This is a genomic window from Rhodothermales bacterium, assembly GCA_013002345.1.
Taxonomy (GTDB): domain Bacteria; phylum Bacteroidota; class Rhodothermia; order Rhodothermales; family JABDKH01; genus JABDKH01.
Genome location: JABDKH010000007.1, coordinates 1 through 23,912, shown reverse-complemented (window position 1 = coordinate 23,912; position 23,912 = coordinate 1). Strand labels below are relative to the sequence as shown.

General features: G+C 58.1%; 8 protein-coding genes. 3 read left to right on the top strand and 5 right to left on the bottom strand.

Annotated elements, in window-relative coordinates; genetic code table 11:
* Positions 1–471 precede the first annotated feature (471 nt).
* Together HKN37_00265 and HKN37_00260 are read left to right on the top strand one after the other, a co-directional pair.
* On the top strand, positions 472–1,545 hold the full coding sequence (locus HKN37_00265) for a glycoside hydrolase, end-alpha-1,4-polygalactosaminidase (GenBank protein ID NNE45071.1): 1,074 nt from the start codon (positions 472–474) through the stop codon (positions 1,543–1,545).
* A 79-nt stretch (positions 1,546–1,624) separates the two neighbouring features.
* Positions 1,625–3,244: a T9SS type A sorting domain-containing protein gene (locus HKN37_00260; protein ID NNE45070.1), complete on the top strand. Its 1,620-nt coding sequence runs from the start codon at positions 1,625–1,627 to the stop codon at positions 3,242–3,244.
* A 34-nt stretch (positions 3,245–3,278) separates the two neighbouring features.
* On the opposite strand, the gene HKN37_00255 is transcribed toward HKN37_00260, so the two are convergent.
* The 4 genes from HKN37_00255 to HKN37_00240 are packed head-to-tail and all read right to left on the bottom strand — an operon-like array spanning position 3,279 to position 18,873.
* Complete coding sequence (locus HKN37_00255) at positions 3,279–5,312, bottom strand: tetratricopeptide repeat protein (protein ID NNE45069.1); 2,034 nt, start codon at positions 5,310–5,312, stop codon at positions 3,279–3,281.
* Between the two features lie 9 nt (positions 5,313–5,321).
* Positions 5,322–7,355, bottom strand: a complete 2,034-nt coding sequence (locus HKN37_00250; GenBank protein NNE45068.1) for a hypothetical protein — start codon at positions 7,353–7,355, stop codon at positions 5,322–5,324.
* A 28-nt stretch (positions 7,356–7,383) separates the two neighbouring features.
* The gene (locus HKN37_00245; GenBank protein NNE45067.1) at positions 7,384–17,103 is read right to left on the bottom strand and encodes a fibronectin type III domain-containing protein; all 9,720 of its coding nucleotides are present in this window, start codon (positions 17,101–17,103) and stop codon (positions 7,384–7,386) included.
* A gap of 21 nt (positions 17,104–17,124) precedes the next feature.
* Entirely contained in the window at positions 17,125–18,873 is a 1,749-nt protein-coding gene (locus HKN37_00240; GenBank protein NNE45066.1) for a hypothetical protein, read from the bottom strand.
* 392 nt (positions 18,874–19,265) lie between these two features.
* On the opposite strand from HKN37_00240, the gene HKN37_00235 reads away from it, so the two are divergent.
* Positions 19,266–22,238 (top strand): T9SS type A sorting domain-containing protein, encoded by a 2,973-nt coding sequence (locus HKN37_00235; protein ID NNE45065.1) that lies wholly within the window; start codon positions 19,266–19,268, stop codon positions 22,236–22,238.
* A 134-nt stretch (positions 22,239–22,372) separates the two neighbouring features.
* On the opposite strand, the gene HKN37_00230 is transcribed toward HKN37_00235, so the two are convergent.
* The gene (locus tag HKN37_00230; protein ID NNE45064.1) at positions 22,373–23,890 is read right to left on the bottom strand and encodes an ABC transporter permease subunit; all 1,518 of its coding nucleotides are present in this window, start codon (positions 23,888–23,890) and stop codon (positions 22,373–22,375) included.
* Between the last annotated feature and the right edge of the window lie 22 nt (positions 23,891–23,912).

Here is a 23,912-nt window from a genome sequence, read left to right as displayed (position 1 = left end):
GACCGGGAATGTGATTGTCGATCACAGGTACGCTCCTAACGCGCAGTTGTGTCAACGACCGTGTGGGATAATGTAGGTACTTCTGGGCGGGGTAACCCTGTCGATTCATCATTCCGGGACCGGACTTTCGCAGGCGATCCTCTATCGCGCTGCTCATGTTGAATCCGGCACATCCGCGACCGTGGCGACATTGGCGACCGACGGGGTCTTCGGGCTGCGGACCTGTGCTTCTGCGAGTTAGCCCGGCGTTGGCCGCGCGGGAGAACACCCGTCACCTCTACGCGGCTTATCCCGCTTGAATGTCTACAACCGAGACACTAACTGTCCGGAAAGTGTCGGTGGGCTGACAGAGTTACTCCGTGGCGTCAGTTCTCGTCAGTGGGATCCTGTCACCTGGTCCCGTCGGAACCGACGGGCCGTGACGTTCGCCGTCCATTTCACGAGCCGTCTATACCTCCCGGAGACGAATCGATGAAAGCTACACCCGCGTCCGTGCCAGTTGTGTTGATCGCTCTGATTCTCCTGGCATCCTGTGACAGTGAGAATCCGACAGATGATGACGGCACCCTGAGACCGCCGATGTCTCTTCAGGATGTTGAGTTCTGGGGCTATCAGATTCAGGACGTCGCCGCTACAGGTGCCGTTGATGCGCTCGTCGCGTCCAGATACGACATGCTCGTTCTTGAACCGACGAGAACGGACTGGTCTTCGGAAGACAAATCATTTGACACGGCCGCCATGGTCGCTCGAATAAAGCAGTCGGCTGCCAGCGACGGCGAGCACAGAAAGCTGGTCATCGCCTACATAGATATCGGCGAAGCCGAGGACTGGCGCTGGTACTGGACATGGTCGACGGACTGGGACTGTCAGGGGCAACCTCCTGGCGACTGGCCGGAATACATACTGATATGCGATCCGGATGGTTGGGGTGGCAACTACCCCGTCGCATACTGGGATGCGGCGTGGAAGGACATCATTATCTACGGTCGGAATCAGGACAGTACACCCCACGGTGACTACACAAGCGTAATAGACGAGGCAATTAGATCCGGTTTTGACGGCATTTATCTCGATTGGGTAGAGGGATTCGAGAACGTAGATGTCGTGGCACGCGCGGAGCTCGACGGTAAGGACGCTGCGACCGAAATGATCCAGTTCATTGCAGAGATGAGAACGTATGCCCGAGCACGCGTCCCCGGCTTTCTGATCATCCAGCAGAATGCGGCTGAGCTAATCGATAGCCGACCGGCACTGGTTCCCGAAATCGATGCGATTGCGCAGGAGGGAATCTGGTACGACGGCGACGCGACGGACGACTGGAACGATCCTGACGGACACGACTGGGTGAACGATGCCGACCTCGTCGACTACTACCTGGATCACCTCCAGGATTACACGAACGCCGGGCTGCCCGTTTTCAATTGCGAGTACGCATTGTCGCGGTCCGCAGATGCCTACAGTCTGTCGCGGCAGCACGGGTTCATCCCCTACGTCACCCGAAGATCGCTGGGCCGGCTGACCACTACTCCGCCACCCAGTTATTAAGGATGGACTGCTGCCGCGCTGTCACCTTGCTCCATGGCAATGAAAGTCGCAGTTGCGACCCGAATATAGGAGGTCTTTGATGAAAACCACGCTGCCTATAGTCTTGTTGCTATCCTTTGCATTTGGCAACTTCGTCTCGTTCTCACAGGACATTGCGGCTGACGTTCCGTTTGTCGCCGTACCCGATTTACTCGACGGAACCAATCCGCCGCACTTTCTGATAGCTCGCAGCGCGCCCGCGCCCGGAGAAACATTCACGGACAACCACTTTGGTCAGAAACTCGCCTGCGTTACCGAACGGAATAACATCCGCAGCCGACACGAGTACGCTCGCTTCGACCCCTTCAGTAGCGACGGGAGCAAGATCATCCTCGACCCTGACACGCGCTGGCGCATCTACGGCACAAATTCGTATCCGTACAATTCTTCCGGCAATTTGATTGCGACCATCGATCTCGAGGAGCCACGCTGGGACCCACAAGATCCGGGTGTGATATGGGGACTCTATGACTTCTCGATACGAACCGTCAATGTCTCAACACAGGAGACGACGGTCATCAAGGACTTCTCGCAGGATCCCGTTCTCGGCCCCATCATTGCACAGGAGAATGTCTTCCGGATTACGACGAGAGACGAGGGGGAATCGTCAAAGGACAAGCGCTACTGGGCGCTGTTTCTGCAGGGTGACGACGTGGTCGATTACGTCGAAAGGTACATCTTTACGTGGGACCGCGAACTCGACACCATCATCGGATTGTACGAGGTACAGCCCAACGAGGTTGACGTAGACTGGGTCGGGATGTCTCCGCTTGGCAACTGGGTTATCATCGGCGGTGACCCTGGAAACGGCGGCAACCTGGATGGCATGGTCGTCGCTAACAGAGAACTCACGCAGTTTCGCGGCCTCGGAAATATCGGGCACTCGGATGTGGCGCTGACGCTAGATGACAAGGAGGTGGTTGTCGGTCAGAATACGGCCACGGACAATATCGATTTGATTCCCCTGGATCCGGCCTACGCTCGCATGGAGCTGGTGCGTCTTTACTACGACAGCGCCTCTCAGTTTGGACTCCAGTCCGGCGCGCATGTGTCGTGTAACACGGATGGTTTCTGTGTGATATCGACCTACATCGAGCCCGGCCTGCCGGAGAAGAACTGGCTAGACCGCAGCATCATACTGGTGAAACTCGATCGACAGAATCCGGCGGGATACTACCTGGCGAAAGTGTACGGAACCACTGATGCGTATTACGAAGAGACGCATGCCACCATATCTAATGACGGGAAGAGCGTCGTCTGGGCATCGAACTGGAGCATGAACGTCGGTCAGGAAGATCTATTCATGATGCGGCTGGAGATGCCCTCGAACTGGAAGCAGTCGCTCGTCGGCGCGGATGAGCCGAAGTCGGAGGTGCCCGGAAGCTTCAGACTTATGCAGAACGCACCCAATCCATTCAACCCCACTACCACGATACGATACTCGGTTTCACGAAACGGACCCGCGACGATACGTGTCTTCGACCTGTTGGGCAACGAGGTCAGTGAGGTTGTGAGCGGCGACCATCTGGCGGGTGACTACCAGGTGGAGTTCGGCGCGAGCTCGCGCGTGGGTAGCGGTTCACTGTCGAGTGGAGTGTATCTCTATCAACTGAGGACCAACGAATTTCTGGAAACGAAGAAGATGGTCCTCCTCAAGTAGTGTTCGGGGTCAATCGGAGCGCGCGGGCGTGCCGCTACTCTGCCTGCTCAAGGTTGTCGATGAGTGCACGGACGTACTCGAGATCAGACGTGCGATCCTCCTCCTCGAGTAGCCTGGCCAGGTTCCTAAGGAGAACGTGATTCCCTGGTGTGCGCCGAGCCTGAATCAGCCATTCGTCTGCGAGCTTGTCCAGTCGACCATCGAGTTCACACAACTCGATGAGTCTGTAGTAGACGTCTTGGTTTTCGTCATCGAGGACAAGTGCTCTCTGATATGCGCGTAGCGCCTTCTGCGTAGAGCCAGCCTTCTCCCAAATTCGGGCCAAAGCGAACTGAGCGTAGTTGTTACCCGGCTCCGCCTGAAGAAGGCGCATATATGTCGCCTCGGCTTCGTCGATCCAGCCTCCCTGCTCGAGAAGCCGGCCTTGATACTCTACTAGTATGGTCGCATCGGGGAAGGTGTCGGCGAGTTCTTGAAGATCGGCCTCCCGCTGATCCGTGGAACCCAGGTGCAAGAACGAATCCAGGCTCTCTCTAAGAACCTTCTCAGACGCACCCAGTGAGTCCGCAGAAGCTTCGATGTTTGTTAGTTGCGTTCTCGTAGGGATCTGGCGTCCCCCGCCAAGCTCTCCAACGAGGCGATTCCGAAAACGAAGTACGTGTTGAAGCGCGCGCGTTATCGCTTCGCGTTCGTACAGTATTGCTCTGGTCGTGTCTCCCCGTTGCGCTACCGAAATGGCAAGAGCGTGATGAGGTGCGGGATCTTTCGATCCCAGTTCGATGGCCGTCCGCAAATGACGTTCAGAGCGTATCCGAGTAGAGTCCTCCCCCGCGTACATGACCCCAAGGCGGACGTGAGGGTGGGGATCGGAAGGCCTGCCCTCGATCATTTGTTCGTAGACCTCGACGGACCTACTCGCGTCAAGGTCCTCGCACACGCTACCCAACGCAACATACAATGATCGATCCGAAGGAAACCTGTCGATGGCCTCCCGAAAAGTGTCAGCAGCTTCTTCGAGGCGATCCTCTTCGAGGTAGGTCTCGGCGATCCGGTGATAGACTTCGATATCCGAATGACCATGACCCAGGGTAAGTCGGTATTCCTTCCTCGCAGCTGCGTGGTCCCCTAGTTCGACGTAAAGACCCGCGATGGCCTGTCGGACGGACACGTCTTGTGGCGCCAAGACAGCCAGACGCTCATAAACGTCGATGGCTTCGAGGTACTGAGACCTCACAGCATGCAGATCAGCAAGATCATCGTAGATCCGCCTCTCGCGCGGTGCCAGGCGCAGAAGGGACTCATAGACACCGAAAGATTCGTCACCCCTATTGTTGAACCGGTACAGATAAGCGAGATGCAATCCGACATCGATGTCGTTCGGGTGATACTTGTAGAGCTCTTGTGCGGCCACCAGCGCGCCAGGAAAGTCCTTCTGCTGCTGCCGCAACTCCACCAGCATGCCGAGTAGTTCCTTGTCGCCGCGACTCTTTCGGAGAGCTTCCGTCGCTTCTCGCTCCGCCGCTTCACGTCGGCCCAGTTTCAAGAGTACGACTACTGCATTGCGATGCGCCTGCAGATTAGACGGGTCAGCCTCCAGAGCGGACTCGAAGTGCCGAAGCGACGACTGCGACCGGCCGTTCTGAAAGAGCTCCACACCTCGGTTGAGGTGGGCCATCGAGAGCGACTGTCTCGCCGTCGGACTGTCTTCCAGGCCCAGGACCTGCTGGAAGTGCTGGATGCTGTTGCGGTAGCGGCCTTGCTGAAATGCGATCGCCCCAAGAAGGTGATAGACTCTCGGCTCGCTCCTTTCGCGTCGCAAGGCACTCTTTAGAATCGAGTCGGCCAGATCCAACGAATCGGCGTACAGATATACTTGGCCGAGCAGCAGGTAGGTGTCGATCAGTGTCGAGTCAAAACGGAGAGAACGCTTCAGTAGAGAAGCAGCCTCTGCCGAATTGCCAGCGCTGTATTGCGCCGCAGCTTCCGTCGTCAGGGACCAAGCATTTTGCGCTGAGGCACTGATCGCCGAGACGGCAAGCAGCGTTAGAGTTACGGCGACAATTCTCATACGACGGACTCAGAACGAACTGGTCTCACTGCGAGCTTCTACCGCTTCCCCGCCCTTGTTCTCATGACCCGACGTGTCGAGTGATGTAACGCGGTAGTATTGCCCACTCATTCCCTGCGGATCACGGAAATGTGTTTCGACCAGCGGCGACGACGTCAGTTGCTCCGCAACACCGTACGGCGAATCCGATCGATACACCATGTAACCGACCAGGTCCGGCACCCGCACGTGTTCCCACGACACGGCGACGCCTTCGGCAACGGCCGTTGCTTGGACACGCATGGGAGGCGGAGGTGCAGAAAGATCCCGCGGCGTTACGGAGGTCGGTTCAGTGCCAGAACTCTCGTTGCCAACAGCGTCGACCGCCACCACATAGTACGCGTATGTTCGACCTCTTGAGACAGTGGAATCGGTCGTCTCAAACGTGGACCCGTCTACCTCGATCACTGCTGCGACATCCGCTTCACTCTCACTACGATACACCCGATAACCCACCACGTCGAGCGCCAGGCTCGGTTGCCACTGCAAATCAACCAGGCCTTCCGCCGTTGATCGAGCATAACTTTCCACAGGAGGTGTGGGTGGTTCGTCGTCGGGAATCGCCACCTCGACCACGGCGTATGGGCTCTCGTTGAGTGCATGGTCCAGTGCGGCAACGGCGTAGGTATACGCCTTGCCCGGTCGGAGCCCGCGGTTATCGTAGCCCGCGTCAACCACACGAATGCTATCCTTCGGAAGCGGTCGTTGCGTGATTGGCAGGAAATCTTGTTCGTCCCGCTTGCGGTACACGTAGAACCCTTCCAGATCTGCGTCAGTCGGTGCGATCCAACTCAGCGTCACTTCGTGTCCCTGCAGCATCACAGTGAGACCGTCTGGTGCACCCGGACCCTTCGTATCCAACGGTCGTCCGGTTGTTGCATTCGAGAACTCGCTTTCATTGCCAGCCAGATCAACGGCTGTGACGACATAGTGGTACACCGGTCCGCTGTGCACGTCGTCGTCGCGATAACTCGCCTGGTCAACAGGGATCGGCTCACTATTGATCTTCTCGTAACCTGCTTCCAGTTCCAGACTGCGGTAGACGTCGTAGTGAGACACGTCAAGCTCCAGATTCAACCGCCACGTAACCAGCAAGGCATTGGCCTCCGAAAACACCTCCACCTGACTGGGGATCGAGGGCGGGGTCAGGTCCTCTGGTGTACCCGAGACAATCGCAGACGGCTCGCTTTCTCGCCCAATGAAGTCGACCGCTGTGGCGTAGTAGGAATAGGGTCGGGTATTATGCACGCTGGCGTCCACGCGGAAGCTCAAGTCATCCTGTCTGAGAATGGGGTTTTGCTGCAACCGTTCGAATGACCCACCCGCCTCGCTGCGATAGACGTGAAAGCCAACAACAACGTCTTCTGGATCGCCGGCATAGTCCGGGAATTCCCAGGCAACTCGGATGTTGCCATCACCGGCATCGGCGGTCACACCACTCGGCACAGACTCCGGATGCCGGTCTCGGACTTCAAACTCGCGAGAGCCTGACGCCAAGACCTCTCCGTCGAGATCGAGTATTTCGATTCGGTATTCGTATGTTCGACCTCGCTCCACCGTATCATCGACGAACAGTCGTCCGGCAACTGCGGCGGCCCGCAGACTGGCGAGAGAGATCGCCATCGAAGCACCTGGATCCGTCCGGAGACGACTCAGAACTTCGAAGGCGTCCTGCACTCGCAAAGCCCGCGCAATCCACGCGAAATCGTCCCCCAGGAGGGTGCGAGCCCTTGCGGGGTCCGCGACGGCCACGACCGGCGCCAACGTCAGCAGAGATGGCTCCGCGTCGTCCTGCCCCTTCCGATAAACGTTGAACCCCTGCATTCCCGGAGGAGCGTCGAGCAGCAGCACATATGCGTGCGTATCCGTTGCCGCGGTAAGGAATGGAAGCGCGCGGTCCTGCGCTCGCACTTCCGTTGCTAGCCTCACAGGTAAGGTCAGCGACAGCAGCAGGACAACCTGTAACACGGCCGTGAGGCCCGCAAACTTGTTTCGGGGTTTCATGTTTACATCCTCTTGAGGCCTGCCACACCTATTGCTTCGTTTGCTGTTGCGGGGCGGTCTGAGCCATAGCAATCGGGCTGTCAACTCCTATTCCGTTCACCGCGCACACAGACACGTAGATGGTCGTAGCGTCTTTCGTCTTGCCCGCGGACTCACTGAGCGTATTTATGTCGATCACGAACCCCGTGTCTTGAGTGTAGGTCCAGTCCAGCATGTTCGTGTCTTGCGGCCTGGAGCCGATCGCATAGCGATAGCCAACCACCTGAGACTCGGGATCACGGGCGGATGACCATGCGACGGTCAGAGTGTCTGATACCAGCCTGGGCGTCCGGATGGCCGGCGCCGTGGGCGGAGTCGGGTCCGAGAGCTGGATCCCGTCCGAGATACCGTCGCCACTCCACGCTCCCGCTCCATTCTTCGCCTTCACCTGAACGTAGTAGATGACGGCCGGCTTCATCGGCTCTTCGAATTTGATGTTGATCTCGGTCTGCCCGCCGGTCGAAAACCAGCTCGTGACCGGTGTCGATTGACCCGCCGCCTTGGTCACCACTCGATACTGATACTCCTGAATTCCAGACTCGTAGTCGGTGGCCGTCCAGGTGACGTAGAGGAGATTTCTGTTCTTGGTTGTGGCGCCGCCATCATGTACAAGAGGGGTCGTCGGCGGAGTCGTGTCGGCACTGGACAGAGCATCCTTCTTGGTCTGGGCGCCGAAGTCTGCACCATCCGGTGAACCAGAAAACGCGTACTGCACATTGATAGTCGCAAGGCGCTGCAGCGCCAGTCCACCGGCGCCACGTGCGCGCAGCCAGACCTCGTACGTCCCGGGTTCGTGCACACCCAGCAGGAACGGTATCGTGGTACTCGTCCGACCAGCCAGAGAGCGCCACGCATGAACCGTCGAGGGCCCAAAACTCACCGGACCGCCGCCGGCGATCGGCAAGAAACCGGGTTGCGTCGGAGCAGCTCCGGGCGCCTGCGTCGGGTCAAGTGACGGTGACTGTGTCGGCGTCTGCATTTGTGTCGTCCCCTGCATTCCCACTACGTCCTGCACCAGTATCATCCCAGGCTGAACGGCCCCCGGAAGTTGTGCATCGACGCGCGTTCGCGGGTCGATCGGATTTGGATCGATCTGCTGCGTGGGGGCCTGCGGCGCCATCTTCACGGGCTTCGAGTAGTCCGGAATATCAAGGCTGTATTCCGCCATACTCATGGGGTGAGTTGCATTCCAGGTCAGCGACAGCTTCGCGTAGGCCGGAGTCTTGTCGCTGACGACCTGCCCCGAGAAAGCAATGATCTGCGGTACCTGGAGCATCTTCTTGACGTTCAGCCGCTCTTTCTCAAAGTCCCACCCCTTTGTCCAGTCCGACGTAGCGATGACAGCTCCGGGCGCTGCGATTGGCTGCTGCGCTCCCGCCGGCCCGATGGCTGTCGCCTGCGTATCGCCACCGGACTGGGTCCCCGTCGTGAGACCGTCCAGTGCGATCACACCCACTACCAGTTCTCCATCCCATGCAGGCGTCTCCTTCCGCGTGCCGGCTTCGATCGACAACTGATCGAGGAGATCATAGAGCAAAGTGTACAGCCTCGCTTTTCGGCTGTAGACCTTGTCGGCTGTCAGAGTTGCCAGGCTCCAGTTCGCCTGAAACGCGTTGTTCGTGTTCTGGAAGTCTGCCACAAACTTCTCGCGAGCGGCTCCCGATCCCTTCGTGACGGCGTCAAAACCCGCCAGCGGGATATCGTACCAGATGTACCGCCCCAGTGTATCGGCAAGCGCCGCCCAGTTCTCGTGCTGGTCCGGAAACTTCCTCGTGGCCTGATTGCTGAGCGTAAGGAGCTTGTTGACGAGGTTGTTGCGAGTCTGTGCCCTGAGCTTGGCGTTGGTCCCGGCATCGGACAGATCCTTCGCAATGCCCGCTTGAATCTGGGATTGTAGAGTCGAAAGATCAAGCCACTGCTTGGAGTACAGCTTGACCCTCTCGTCGAAGTAGTCAAGACGCTGCGTAGTGTGATTGCCAATCATCTGCGAGGTCTGGCCATAGTCGTTCACCAGCGTGTTCACAGATTTCCCGGAACCCGATAGCAGTTGATCGACACTGTTCAGCTTGGTGCCAAGCTGCTGTGTCATCTGCATCAACTTCTGACGGTACGCGAGGGCGCTCTTCAGTTCCTTCTTGACTCCGCTGTCAAGATCCTGGGCGGTCTTGGTGTCAAACCCGTAGCCTGCCTTCACCGTCTTGGTCATCGTCACGCCGTTTGTGTCCGTGAGCGTCACCGTCTGATAGCTCAGTTGGCCGACCGGATTCGAGTATGTTCCAAGATTCTGCACCGTCGGCAGATCACCCGTCAACACATCCTCGAATGACAACAGCAGACTCCGGACGTCAGCCTCTTTGCTCTTGAGACTATTCAGCGTTGCATCAATCTGCGTTTCGGTCGAAGACAGACTGACGTCAAGACTTCCAAGCTTTGGCGACTGCGGACTGAAGATGACCGCATACGCGTTGTTGAAGGTGGCCTTCGCACTCGAGGCCACCGCATTGAGATCCTTCTGATATTCGTTCTTTATCAGCTGGTCGAAGCCCTTGATTTCGATTAGCTCAACCAATGCATTACCTGCATCTGATAACTGTTTGTTACTCAGTGACAAAAGAGAGTTCTGTGCATTCTTAAGATCTTCCGCCAGCTTCTCCATGTCCGACTTCATCTTCTTGCCGGTGTTCTTCGCATCGGCGATGATGTCGTCGTACCTGCTGCTCTTTCCGGTACCGCTGTCAAATCCATTTTCGCCCATCGATATCCAGACGCGGCCGTCGAAAACATCCTGCCAGAGAATCTCGATCTTGAGGTGTCCGGCCATGAAGATTACGATCTCCGGACTGCCGATGAAGGCACCTTCGATGCCCACTTCTCCGCCGATCAAGCCAGCCAGGAGGTCACCGTATGCCTTGCCCGCGGCATAGGCGCCCCAGCTCACGTCCTTGCGCCACCATGCCATCACCTCAAACTCTATCCCGCCCGAGATGATGAAGATGTCGATGCCCTTCTTGACCGTCAGATCGAACATGAAGCCGTCGTTTCCAGCATAGAACTCGGCGGTAGTCGTAACGAACGAGAGGACGCCGACCTGCACCTTGCCCGTGATGCCCCACGCCTTGTCGGAGTATGCGTAAAACGTGAGCTGGTCCTCGCAGTCTATGAGCGGGATATCGAGGATGACTTTGAAGTTGCCCTCCACGTACCACGGGTTCCAGCTGACTTCCAGGTAGCCTTTACCTTTCACGGTCGCGGCCAAAACCTCGGCCTCGACGTTGAGCTTGGCGCTGTTGCCTGTGACCGTGAGCAGCCCGCGCCCCTTGAAGAGCTCGTTGGCTCCAATCGAAACCCCGCCATTGAGAAAGGCGGCGAATGTAAGTGGTGCTGTCGCTGTGGGCTTCATCGCGACGATGTGAGCCGCCAACTTCGGGTCCTTGAAGCCGGCTGCATTCTTCACTGCATCGATGTCGCTCAGCGTTGGATTCCAGAAGAAGCCGCCGCCGACCTCCTCGAGGTTTATGCCGGGTCCGACCGGAATCTGGAGACCTGCGACGCCCACGTAGAATCCCCAGTAGGATTCTCCACTGCGCGTACCCAACGCACCGTACACGCCGGCGCTGTACTTCTTCGCGATCTTGGCATTGCCGCCTGCACTGAGCGCCTGAGTGTTGGATGCTGAGTCATTGATGTACGAGAAGTCGACATTGAGATCGATCTGGTTCTTGACGTTGACCTTTGCACCCTTGAGTACAAAGCTCGTGTTCCCATCCTTCTCGTATACCAGCAGGTTGTCGAAGCCACCGCCGCATCCGGTAAGCGTCAGTGTCGCACCGGTCAATTGGAAATAGCTGTCAACGGTCAGGCTGACGTCCTTCTTTGCATTATCGACCTTGTCCTGGAATTGGATGGTAGACGGTGTGTTCTTGTAGGCAACATCCTTGAGGCCGATCGTGACTGCTTTCAGAATCGACAGTTGCCCCCCCGACACGACGTCACTGAAATTCGTGAAGTCGCCATCCTGATCAACCTTCAATCCTGCGACATCGATCTCGCCGTCCACAATTCCGGCAGCGTCAACCCCGATTCCTCCCGAGATTCCCATCTCGAACGGATAGGGCTTTAATGTTAGCGCGGTCAGTTTGAGATACAGTGGACCCAGGTCGAGCTTCTTGCCGGCCGCCACGCTGATGGTCTTAGTCGTGACGTTGCCATCGAAATTGACCTGAATCCCCGGACTCACCGACGTCGACGACACCGAACCGATGGCGATGCGGTTGTTCGGATCTCCCACCATAGGCAGATACAGGTCGGCGGCCATTCCGATGTAGCTCTGCGACGTATCGAACTCCCAGGAGGTGTCCGGCTTCGCGTTCTGGATCGTGATAACTTCCTTGCCCGCCAGCTGCAGCCCTACGTACGTCAGGTCGATCTTGGCCAGCTTCCCGATCTCGACAAACGACTTGTCAGTCGGCGGCGTACCGGGCACGGTCTCGCGCGGAATGAGCTCGAGCAAGCCTGCAAGCTTTCCCGATCGATCATACGTCAGTGTCCCGTTCAGCGGACCCAGTTTGCTCATCAGTGGAAGATCCTTTGATTCCACTCCGACCTTCAGCACCCAGTCATCGCCCGTCTTCTCGTCGAAGTACATCGACGTCAGGTTCAGGTAGTCAGTGTTCGGGATAAACCTGAAGGGGTTGGTCGGCTTGACGTTCATGCTCACCGATTTCTTGCCCTGCGACTCTTTAATGGTGAGCGTCGTCTGGGTGAACTCGGCGGACACCGGCTTACCGGCCATGCGAATCCCTGCCGTCAGCGCCAACAGGCTGCCCGTCGACCCTGATTGCTGCTTGATGTCCGTGATTCGGAACGTCCAGCCGAAACCGGAAACCTCAGCCTCACCAGACTCAATGTGGAGACCGTCTTTGTCAATGAGGAGGTTTGTCAAGAAGATCGACTTCTCTAGAACCGGTATCCTGGCCTCCGCTTTGTCGATCTGCATCCGTTTCGTGCGGGCGTGATTGTAGCTGATCTTGTTCACCCGCACGACGTCTTTGTAGAATCGGAACAGGTCCGGCTTAAGCTGGGTGCCCTCCTCCGACAGCGATCCGCCCTTGATGGTCCACTGGTCCGTTTTTCCGGCGACCGGGGCGAAGGTCAAGTTGGTGGCATCGACAGCAAGCCTGGTCGAGTCGAACGGCGCCGGGATCAAGACCAGACGTACGGCACCATTGAGGACACGATTGGCGCCCGACGTCGTTACTATGGAGAGATCCTGCAGTGCCTGTACGAACGCCACCTTGGGAATCAGTTCGTAGTACCCGGCGGATGCTACGAGACCCTCCGTGTCATCGATCTGTCCCGGCTTCTTCACCTCGATCGGAATGAAGACTCGACCTTCCACGTCTTTGCCGGCCGCATCAGTGCCCTTGTAAATGACCTCGGCTGAGACCTGAACCTTGTCCGACGATCCGAGCAAGTAGGACGTGTTGAGCGGGATACTGATCTTGTCTTTCCAGAGCCCTTTTGCAGCGATAGTCTGCGTGGCACCACCCTCAGAACCATATTGCACCACCGGCTGCGCCGTCTCCGGCTTTCCCATCCCACCGAAAGGCTCCATGCCTATTGCCGGAACGAGATCGGTACCTTTCTTCAGCAGGTATGTGCGTGAGACTAAGGTTACGACCGAGTTCACGTCGGAGTTGATCGTGATATCCAGATCGACCGGACTGTCTGATGTTGAGATCGATGATGGACTCGCCGTCACCTCGAGCGGGTAGGCCGTCTCGCGCAATGTGGCCTCAACCTCGTTCGACGTCGCCTTGATGGATCGGCCCACCGCATCGGTTCCCGAAAACTCGAACCTCAGTTTGAAAATCTCCTCCTTGTACTTTCCGACGCTGGGTGTCGTCATCCATCCCGATCCCGGTCGATTCAATGCCAGTGTACGCTCGTAGTCGGTGATTGTGTGATCGAGCGAAAACGTGTTCGAACTACCCGGAGCCGAGAAGCTGTAGGTCTGAAGCAGGTCCACCTTGTCTTTGCTGACCTGCTTTCCGCCGATGTCGTACCAGGTTACCTCGGCACTGTTCACATCGAGTGCAACGTCGCTCTTGTAGTCGAGCTTCGCCGTCCACTTGCGCTGGAGGTTGTCCTTGTCGAACACGTACTTGCCGGGAGTGACCGTGGCTAGAAGCTTCGCCGATGACGCCGTGAACAGTGCGGTAAGCGGCTTTGTCGTCACTGCCTTGATGGGTATGCCGTCGGAGTCGGTACCCGAATAGGTGATTTCAGCCGTGTAGGTGGCCTGATTCTTTCCTCCCAGAGCTTGTTTGAACTGAGAAAGTGGGAACCCGAACGTGTCGTGAACCGACAGGCTGGCGGCCGTCGTAAGCTGTCGCGGAGACGAGAGGACTGCCGAATCTGACCAGTGAAGGCTGCCGTCTTCCGAGAACCACCGGTTCGTCACCTTGTCAAGTGTCACACTTTTGCCAGATTGGCTGGTGAGCGTGAAGGTTACAGACACCTGATTGCTAAGCTGATCCGGAGTGTAGGTGACCGTTGTCGGACTGAACGCCACGTCGACGGATACGTCGCTCTTTTGCGAGTAGACCGTGAGGGGTTCGACGGTTGTCCCTATAACGGTATTCTGGTCAGCATCCTTGGCGTTTGCCTCAAGCTTTACCGTGTGAAGCGAATTGCTCTTTCCTGCGAGGGCCTTCTGCAAACTCGACGCAGACCACGAGTAGGCCATGGTTCGCGTAACCGTCTGGCCCGATTGTACAGTGAAGGGTGTAACGACTGCGGTACCAGTATCAAATAGTGTGTCGTCCTCTTCGTACCAGTAGTTTGTTACGGACTCAACCTGCACGGAGGTACTTACCGGGCTCGCCAGACTGTACGAAATGTCTACGGGGTGCTGGAGCTTGGCAGGACTGAAAACGATGCTGCTCGGAGAGAACGATACGAGCAACTTCGGTGCGTCAGCGAAGAACTGCACCGTGATCGGCGTCTCCGTTGAGAACGAGACCGGGCTACCGTGTTGATCCTTACCCTGATATTCCACGTGTACCGTGTAGGTGGCAGTGGATTGCCCGCCGAGAGCCTTCTTAAAGCTCGACTCGGACAGTGTGAGCCCCAACTTCCGAGTTACCTCCATGAACGCCGCGGGGCCTGCGGGCGGAGTGTCTTTCAGGACCAGCGGTGTAATCGAATTCGAGAGCTCGTCAAAGAGATTCTTGGTGCTGTCGTACCAGCGATTCACGACCTTGTCGAGTGTCAGCTCGTCGCCCTGAATTCCTACCAACGAGAGCTTGACGTCGACGTCGTTCGTCAGTTTGTCCGGCCTGTATGAGATGGCTGACGGAGTCGCCGTCACCGTGACCGTATACATCGGCGGGGCGATCGGACGGTACACTACCTTGATGGCGACAGAATTGGAACTCAGCGAATGCGGCACCTGGTCGCTGCCCATGTAATTACCACGCAGAACCGCCGTGACGTTGTGGGTTATCGGAGTCCACTTGAGGGTCTTGTCGAAGGCTGCGTCGGCATCCTTCACGACCTTGTCGAAGAAAGACCCGACGGGAGCAAGGGCAAGGTCGATGGTCCCGGATTGACCACTCTTGAGAACGGGCGGTATTGACCCCACAAACAGGTTGGAAAATGCCTCAATAGCGACCTGTTGTCCACTTTCGTCGGACCAGGTAAGGCTGACCTGATCCACCTTCATCGAGACTCCGGATGGTGCGGCGAACAGCACCTTCACGACCGGGCAAGAATCCACGTTCGAACTGAGTGAGTGCGAACAGGAGTGGGACAATGTTTGGTCGTCTTCATTCCAGTCGTAGTAATAATTCGCGAGGGCCGGCGTGGCCGACGCGGTCAGGGCGATCGTCGAACCAAGGGTCGTAGTCGAGGCATCTGCCACCTGCGGAAATGCCTCAACATTGCCAGCCGAGTCTCGAGCGGCGATTCGGAAGCCGTAGGCGATCCCGGCCGTACCCTGGAACTGGTTCGAAGTTGAAGCGGCGGGCACAGCCGACAGCCAGCTCTTCCATGTGCCGCCGTCTTCCTGATACTCAATGTCGTAGCTCTCGACGCCGGACGTTGCATCCGTTCCTGCCCAGGAAACAAGGAAGCTCCCGGACGCCTGTTGTGGCTCCAGCTTGGCTATCTCCGAGGATGGCGTCGCCGTGTCAATCGTGACCTCGGCTTCGACAATATCTTTGAGTGTCTTCTCATTCCCAGCCGCGTCCCATGCGCGACTGCGGAATCGATACTTTCCGTCGCCCCCGCGTAACGCGCTCGGGAATGTCGCCGACTGCTGATCCGTCTTCGCCATCCAGGTAGTCCAGACGAGATCTGCTCCATGCTTGTACTGGATCTCGTAGTGCGTTACTGGCGATGCGTTATCCCAGCCGGACCATGTGACTTGAAAGTTGGCGTCATTCAGAAATGGATGCCCGACCTTGTTCTTCAGTGCGGCAATCTCGACTGAGGACGTTGGCCGCGATGTATCGGCAACGACGCCGTCGGAGGTGACGATCTGCCCGCTCTCTCCTCCGGTACTGTTGGCCCGCACCGAAACGAAGTACTTGACCTTGTGTGTTAAACTCAGCCCGGACCTCGTCGCCTGCGTCTGCTGACCGGCGTCCGTCCAGTTCAGGACATCCGTCCCGCCGGACGATGAGCCGATCGCGTACGAATAGGACGAGGCGCCAGTGACAGGCCCCCAGTTCGCGGAAAGAGAGGTCACCGAATTGACGTAGTCGAGGTCCTCGCCGGTACCGTCCGAGACGTACGAGGGCGCCTCCGCCACCAGACCCGGTGCTGCGCCCACGGTGAAGGTCCAGATCTCGCTTCGACCGTCATCCTTGAGTGGCAGAACGCGCCCCGCGAGCTCCGCGGTAGCCGCCACCTGCCAGACGTAGGTCTTCCCGGCTTCGAGAGGCAACTGGTTTGCGATGTATGCGAACGTGGTCTGTCCCGTGATATCGACCTGCGCATGTGCTCTGTTGCCGAGCAGCGCCTGAAGCGGCGTTTGATTGGCAAGCACCTCAGTGATGAGCACGTCGTAGTCGACCGTCGTCCCCGGTGGCGCGATCACCGGCGTCCAGGCGAAGCTCGGATGCAGCGTGTTGAGATTCGACTGATCGGCCACCGACAGCAGCCTGGGCGGCTCCGGATACATGACCGTGAAGGTCGCAGTGCCCGGAACTCCGGTAACAAACGTGGAGGCGTCAGCTGCGACCGGCTCCAGACGAAGCGTGTAGAACCCCTCGGGGAAGGCGCCGCTTTCGATAACCTGGCGCTTGATGCGACCACTCAGCTGATCAACCAGATCATCGAATCCTTCGGAGAACGATATCGAGGGGTTGTCCGAAAGGTGCGTGTACAGATAAGTGCCCGGCTCGAAGTAGGTCGGCTCGGAAGTTACACTGAACAGCTGCTGCCCCTCCTTCGTAAGGCTCGCGACAAAACGGAACGAAGCCGGTTGCTGGCCGGTGTAGATGAACTGCATCTGGAATCGCCGCTGCTGGTAGTCCTGCTCGAAGTCGACTACGAATGGAGACTGCAGGATGGGCGGAATTCCCGAGACGATGGCCTGGGCAGTTCCCTGTGCGTAGGTAGGTGCGACCCCTTGGGGCAGGGCCGCGGCAAGCAGGAGAACGAGGAAGACGGGCAGGATGCGGATGGATCGAAGCCTATTCATGACGATATCCACGCGTCAAAGTCAAAATCTGTGATCGTAGCGGAGCGTGGCCTGAAGCTCTTTGAAGTTGCCTGACGCTCCGTTGAGGTCGCTATTGAGTCCTCGCAAGTTGAGCCGGATCGCGTCGCGACGGGTGACCTGAAGCGACGAAGTCAGGGTCATCATCCATTGCGTCGAGCCGGTGCTGCCGGCCGGCGTGACAGCAGACGCCAGGCTGCTCCAATTCTGGGACCAGCCGGCGCTAACGTTCACGCGGAGCTTGCGCTGAAAGAAAGGGACGCCAGAGCCCAGAGTGACACCGGCAGCGTCCAGGTCCGTCGCTCCGGTGTTGCTGCGCAGGTAGGTGCCCGAGAGACTGAAGGTCAGCCCGGAGTTTGCCGTGAGCGAATACGTGAGCGCCGAATTGACGTTGTCGAAGTTCGGCGAGATCAGGGGACTCGAGGCTACCGGGAGCAGAGCGATAGTGAACTTCTGATATGTGGTCGACAGCGTAAGGCTGTGCGTCAGCGATCCGGCTCTCATCACGAGGTTCGGCGTGACCATGAACGTTCGAACCAGCTGGTCCTGAAACAGCGATGCCAGGCTGTCCGCCACCGGCCGATTGGCGTTGTCCATCTGTTGGTAGCCGGCGCTTATCGTAAGATTCGAACCGATGCGTGCCTGCATGTTCGTCCCCCACTGCATTCTCGTCAGAGTGGCCAGCCGCTGGCCCAGCAGATTATTGCGGCTCCAAGAGAAGGTGCCGCCCAGCGTCAAGCGACGATTCAAAATGGTTACGGTCGGAGCGGCCGTGACAACGTGATGATCGCTGATGACGTAGCCCACCCCGAGCGTCTGAAAGCCTGGCTCTACACGCTCATAACCACCCCGGAAGCTGAAGCCGTCCAGTCGCAGCTGGGCCTCCACCTCACCGGCAAAACTCAGGCGGCTGCCCCTCCGAAGCCGGAACAGGGACGACGAGAGTCCTGGCAATCCAGGTAGGTCGACCTCGGCCGTACGAGTGTCCTGTGTAAAAACGACCGCCGTAGCGTTCGCCTGGAGCGTGAATCGACCCTGAAACAGTGAGAATCCGAAGTCTGGCGTTACGCTAAAATTCTCGGCCGGAGCGAGTTCTTGTGGTTCGTCGAGAGACCCTACTTGCTCGCGCGCCAGCACGCCGATCAGGTGAAAATGTGTTCCGTTGCTCGAACCCACACCAATTCTCGCCGCATACAGCCACTGTGCGAAGGAGGGCCGGCCAAACGCTGACTGGGAATACGCCACGGCCCGCTGGGTTCGTCCGCCCGTGAGCGTGACCATGAACTTCCCCGGCGTTAGCTCGAGCAGTCCGCCGCGTACCGTCACGCCGCTAAGGCTGTACTTCGTGAGCATCGGGCTTACGTCTCCGAGGGAGACCTGCAGCCAACGCCACTCGCCAGTAAATGCGAGTCGATTCATCGATTGTCGCACGCGAGTATCGTCGGTCGAATAAAGGAGATTCAGGCCTGACTTGAGACCGAAGATGTTGAACTGCGTGTTGGCAAACAGCTGAGAGCTGGTTGGGGCTCGACGCTCTGGAATGCCCCGGCACGAGTAAGCTTCGGCGGCAAGGCCGACTTGACCTTCCAGCTTGAAGGGACTTGGACTGGAAGTCTGCTGGGCTGTCGCTGAGGAGACTGACGTAAGCAACAGAAATGCAACCGCGGCCACGGAGATGTAGTTGGCCGTGCTTGAGAATTCCGATCGCCCACGCATCCTTCCGCCAGCGATGCCGCACACGAGGTTCAGCATCAATAAGCCTCCGAACCTGTTGCGCCCGTTGGGCAAGAATGGCTGTGGTTGGATGCTTCTTTACTGACACCACACGACAAGGTGTAGCGGGAAAAGACGATTTCTATCGACGGAAACCCACCTACAGGGTGTCGGTCGGCGGACCAAGATGACGCATCGCAGTTTTCGCGTCTTCAGCAATCCGAACCGCGTAGTACTTGACAGCACTACGCCCACTGGATTTCGAGAACAAATCTCTCGGGCACTCACTCCTTTTGCCCGTCAGGAATGCAAGATTGCTTTGCGTACCTGAGCCTCGAACAGTTCTCTTCAGTTTCGCGAGAGCACCCAGACTCCTGCCGGCAACTGTCCTATGCGCTGTTCCTTCTTTTCGCATTTCTTCAGGTCGAATCATGAAACGCACCTTGCCGATTTCGGTACTCCTTTTCGGAATCATAGTCCTCCTGACACAGGCGACATTTGCCCAGAGCTTCAACTTCAACGACGGCACGTTGCAAGGATGGACGATGCGTGGGGCCTACGACGAAAACGGCAACGGCCCGTATACGCACAATTTCATTCCCGGCTGGACGAGTGACGTCAACTACCCTGCTCCTGATCCAGGATCAGGCCTTGGTGCACTACAATTGTATGCGGACGGTGGCCATGGAATCTCGGACTCCGGCGGAGCGTCGTGGGTGATCGAACTTCATTCCCCCGACCTCTCTTCGAACTCTGACTGGCAGAATTCCAGAGGGTACTCGGTTCGCATCGTCGAGAACATGGGAATCCGCCATCCCGTGTACGCGAATCTGTGGGTAACCGTCCGGGACATGAATGCGGGCACCGACTGGACCCTCTGGCGCGGGTCAGATATCGAGCTCAACCATAGTAGCACGTATGATCGCGACGCGGTCTGGAACACGATCGAATTCGACCTTTCCAACCTGGCCACCGCGTTCCCGGATTACATGATCAAGGAGATACATCTCACGCTACGGGGCTCGATGCTGGGTCTTTTTGACGGCCCCGTCGCCATCGATGAGGTCGCGTCACTTGGACCTTCAACGGCCCCGCGAATCCACGTTGACGTACCTAATGGAGGTGAAGTCTGGGACGCAGGGTCCACACGGCTAATACGTTGGAATACAATGAATTATGCAGGCGCTGTCAAAATAAGCCTGGTCCACGGCGGTGTCCCGCACGTCATTACAGCCTCCACAGCAAACGATGGTACTTTCGAGTGGACTCTTCCGACCCAGGGCACGCTCCCCATCACCGACGCAAAGATCAAGATCGAGGACGCAAGTGATGGAGATCCCGTGGATACAAGCAACGAGCCGTTCTCGATCGTCGCTCCTGCATCATCGATAACGGTCGACGTCCCCAATGGCGGAGAGGTCTGGGACGCCGGATCCACGAGATACATTCGGTGGCACAGCCAGGGGTTCAATGGCCCGGTCAGTATCGAATTCTCACTGGACAACGGTGTAACATATCAGGGTATTGTCAGCGCCGCGGAGAATACCGGGACCTACACGTGGACCGTACCCAACGAGTCGTCGACGAGCGCTCTCGTCAGGATTAGTGATTCTGCTACGGGAGATGTCTCTGACGCGAGCGACGCCACGTTCACGATCACTCCCCTGCCGCCGACGTTAACAGTCGACGCGCCCAATGGTCGTGAAATATGGGACGCGGGATCGCTGCGATCGATACGGTGGCACACGACTGACTACCAGGGTGAGATCGGCATCGAGTACTCGACAGACGGCGGCAGCACGTACACGGTCGTGACCGCATCCACCACGGACGACGGGGTCTACTCATGGACCGTTCCTGAAACACCGACAGAGCAGGGCCTGCTACGCATATTCAATCCGGAGAATCCTGCGACGAGTGACGTGAGCGACGCCTACTTCGCGATCACGTCCGCATCGCTCACGGTCCTGGCACCGAACGGCGGTGAGGAGTGGCAGGTGGGCACTTCGCACTCCATAGAGTGGTTCAGCGAGCATTTCGAGGATCCGGTCCGGATCGAATATTCCACCGATTCAGGATCGACATTCGTCGAGATCGCCAATGCGACGCCGAACACCGGATCATATGTATGGCTCGTTCCAAACACTCCCACTGCCGAGGCGCTCGTGCGCATCTCCGACGCAACGGACTGGATGCCAGCCGACACCAGTGACGCGGTCTTCACGATCTCGCCGCAGTCTGAACCGTCTCTCACAGTCGCAAACCCCAACGGCGGCGAGATTTGGGAGGTCGGTTCGTCGCAATCGATCCGGTGGTCGAGCGTAGACTTTGATGGACCGATCCATATCGAATACTCGACCGATGATGGATTGACGTATGCCGACGTCGTCGCAACCACGCCCAACTCGGGCGCCTACACGTGGCTCGTCCCCGACACTCCGACCTACGTGGCACTGGTACGGATCTCGGATGCCGCCGACGGCGATCCCTCGGACGTCAGTGACGGCGTGTTCACCATAGTCGCCGTTACGCAGCCGAGTATCACGGTCGCAAGCCCCAACGGCGGCGAGAGCTGGGAGGCCGGCACGTCGCAGTCGATCCGGTGGACAAGCGTCGACTTCGATGGGCCCGTTCGCATCGAGTACTCCGACGACGATGGCTTGACATACGCCGAGGTCGTGGCAGCCACGCCCAACTCGGGTGCCTTCTCCTGGCTCGTGCCCGATACTCCGACGTTCGTGGCACTCGTTCGTATCTCGGATGCCGTCGACGGAGACCCCAGAGACGTTAGCGATGACGTGTTCACCATAGTCGCCCAACTCCAGCCAGCGCTCACTGTCCTAGTGCCAAACGGTGGTGAGAACTGGGAGAGGGGTACACGAAAGATGATCGAGTGGACGAGCGTAGACTTCAACGGTCCGGTCGACATCGAATCCTCAGATGACAGCGGAAGAACGTACGCCCTGATTGCCGGGGCCGTGAGCAACACCGGTAGGTATCAGTGGACGGTTGCGGGCACTCCGTCCAACCGGTGTCGCATACGAATCTCGGACGCTGCCGACGGCGATCCGTCGGACGTGAGTGATGGTGATTTCACGGTAGTAAGCGGCGTCGGCGGTCTGACCGAGGCGCCCATCCCGACAGAGTTCGCTCTCTACCAGAATTATCCGAACCCATTTCGTTCAGCGACCACAATCCGGTACGCGATCCCCGTCACCACAACCATGGACCTTGCCATATTCGACATCGTCGGCCGTGAGGTCCGCGTTCTCGCCACAGGAGACAAAGCACCCGGGGAGTATGAGGTGAATTTCTTAACCCGATCGCTGCCTCCCGGACTGTACGTGTGCCGGCTACGCGCAGGCGATGTTGTGGAGACCCGAAGTCTCATGGTCTTGAGATAGCAAATCATCGAGGCGGAGCACGGACGATCCTGTCGAGTGTCTCCGCTTCTTGACGACGGCCACCGAGCGGACGTTGGGTGGCCGACTTGCCTCCGAACTGCAGGCACGGAAGCCCGTTCCGTCCGTTGTCTCGTCTAGGCCATTCTCAGCCCCCTTGGTACAGCGAGACGCTCGACCAGATCAAACACGCCCTGCGCCACCAACGCCAATAGTGCCGCCGGAACGGCTCCTTCGAGGATCAGCCCGACGTCATCCAGACGAATTCCGGTGAGAATCGGCTGACCGTAGCCACCGGCGCCGATCAAGGCACCCAGCGTGGCCGTTCCGATGTTGATGACGGCCGACGTTTTGATGCCGCCCAGGATCGATCGGGACGCCAGCGGAAGCTCGATCAATCGCAGCCTTGCCACGGGCTCCAGACCCAGGGCGGTGGCCGACTCGGAGAGCGGAACGGGAATATCCGTGAGTCCCGTGTACGTGTTCCGCACAATCGGCAGCAGACTGTAGAGGAACAGCGCCACAACAGCCGGCGGGCCCCCGATTCCGATCAGCGGGATCATGAATACCAACAGAGCGAGAGCCGGAATGGTATAGATGACGCCCACCGTTCCGAGTATGATCTGGCCGAGTCGCCGCCGACGAGCAGCCAGCACGCCCAGAGGAATGGCCACGAGAATCGCCAGGCCAAGCGAGATACCAACGAGGATGAGGTGCTCGACTGTTCGTTGCCAGACGCGACCGAATCGCGACGGTTCAGGACCCATGTCGGACGTGACAATCGAAAGCTTTCGACGCAGAAACTGTGCGGCAACCGCTAGCTCCGACTCGCCAGCGATTTTCACACGACGATTCATGTCGGTCATCTCCTCTTCCGTGATCGCACCCTCCAACCCCACCAGTAAATCCACCAGCGTCGGGTGTCTTTCTGCAAGGTCCTTCCGGTAAAGCACGACCGCGTCGTACCGGGGAAAGTGCGACCGATCGTCAGTCAGTGTGCGCAGACCATAGTAGGCGATTTCCGCGTCGGTCGAATACAGATCGATCACATCAATGGAGCCTCCTTCGAGACCGCGGTAAGCTAGATCGTGATCGACACCCTGTACCGATTCGTGGGGCAACCGGTATGCCGTACGAAGTGCGGGCCAGCCATCTCCCCGATCCATGAACTCGTTGCTGAACCCCAGGCGAAGGTCCGGATGATCGACGAGATCCGTTATGTTTTCGATGCCGAGTTCCGCAGCACGCGCCTCGCTCATACCGAGAGCATAGGTGTTGTTGAACCCTAAGGGTGCGGTGAATTCGATTCCCAGCGAGTCCAGATGGGGAAGGGCGACCGAAAGATTCGCATACGGCTCGGCGGCTAGAATCTCCCGAAGAATCGTGCCGGAATAGTCCGGATAGACATCGATTTCGCCTGAAAGAAGGCCGCTCCACAGGAATCGCGTCCCGCCGAGGCTGCGACGATGCTCCACAGGAGTTCCAGTCGATTGGAGAACACCTGCTATCACCTCACCGAGAATGATTGACTCAGTGAAGGACTTGGATCCCACCACAACCGGATCGCCCAGGCCGCTTGCGGGATCGCCCGAACACGAGACAGCGACTACGACGAGCAACGCCAGTGTAAGCAGCCGAAACAGACGCAGCGTCATGACGCGTCACCTCCCGTCCCGA

Coding starts and splice junctions, on each gene's coding strand:
- HKN37_00240 (NNE45066.1), bottom strand. CDS start 18,873: ATGCTGAACCTCGTGTGCGGCATCGCTGGCGGAAGGATGCGTGGGCGA.
- HKN37_00265 (NNE45071.1), top strand. CDS start 472: ATGAAAGCTACACCCGCGTCCGTGCCAGTTGTGTTGATCGCTCTGATT.
- HKN37_00230 (NNE45064.1), bottom strand. CDS start 23,890: ATGACGCTGCGTCTGTTTCGGCTGCTTACACTGGCGTTGCTCGTCGTA.
- HKN37_00245 (NNE45067.1), bottom strand. CDS start 17,103: ATGAATAGGCTTCGATCCATCCGCATCCTGCCCGTCTTCCTCGTTCTC.
- HKN37_00255 (NNE45069.1), bottom strand. CDS start 5,312: ATGAGAATTGTCGCCGTAACTCTAACGCTGCTTGCCGTCTCGGCGATC.
- HKN37_00250 (NNE45068.1), bottom strand. CDS start 7,355: ATGAAACCCCGAAACAAGTTTGCGGGCCTCACGGCCGTGTTACAGGTT.
- HKN37_00260 (NNE45070.1), top strand. CDS start 1,625: ATGAAAACCACGCTGCCTATAGTCTTGTTGCTATCCTTTGCATTTGGC.
- HKN37_00235 (NNE45065.1), top strand. CDS start 19,266: ATGAAACGCACCTTGCCGATTTCGGTACTCCTTTTCGGAATCATAGTC.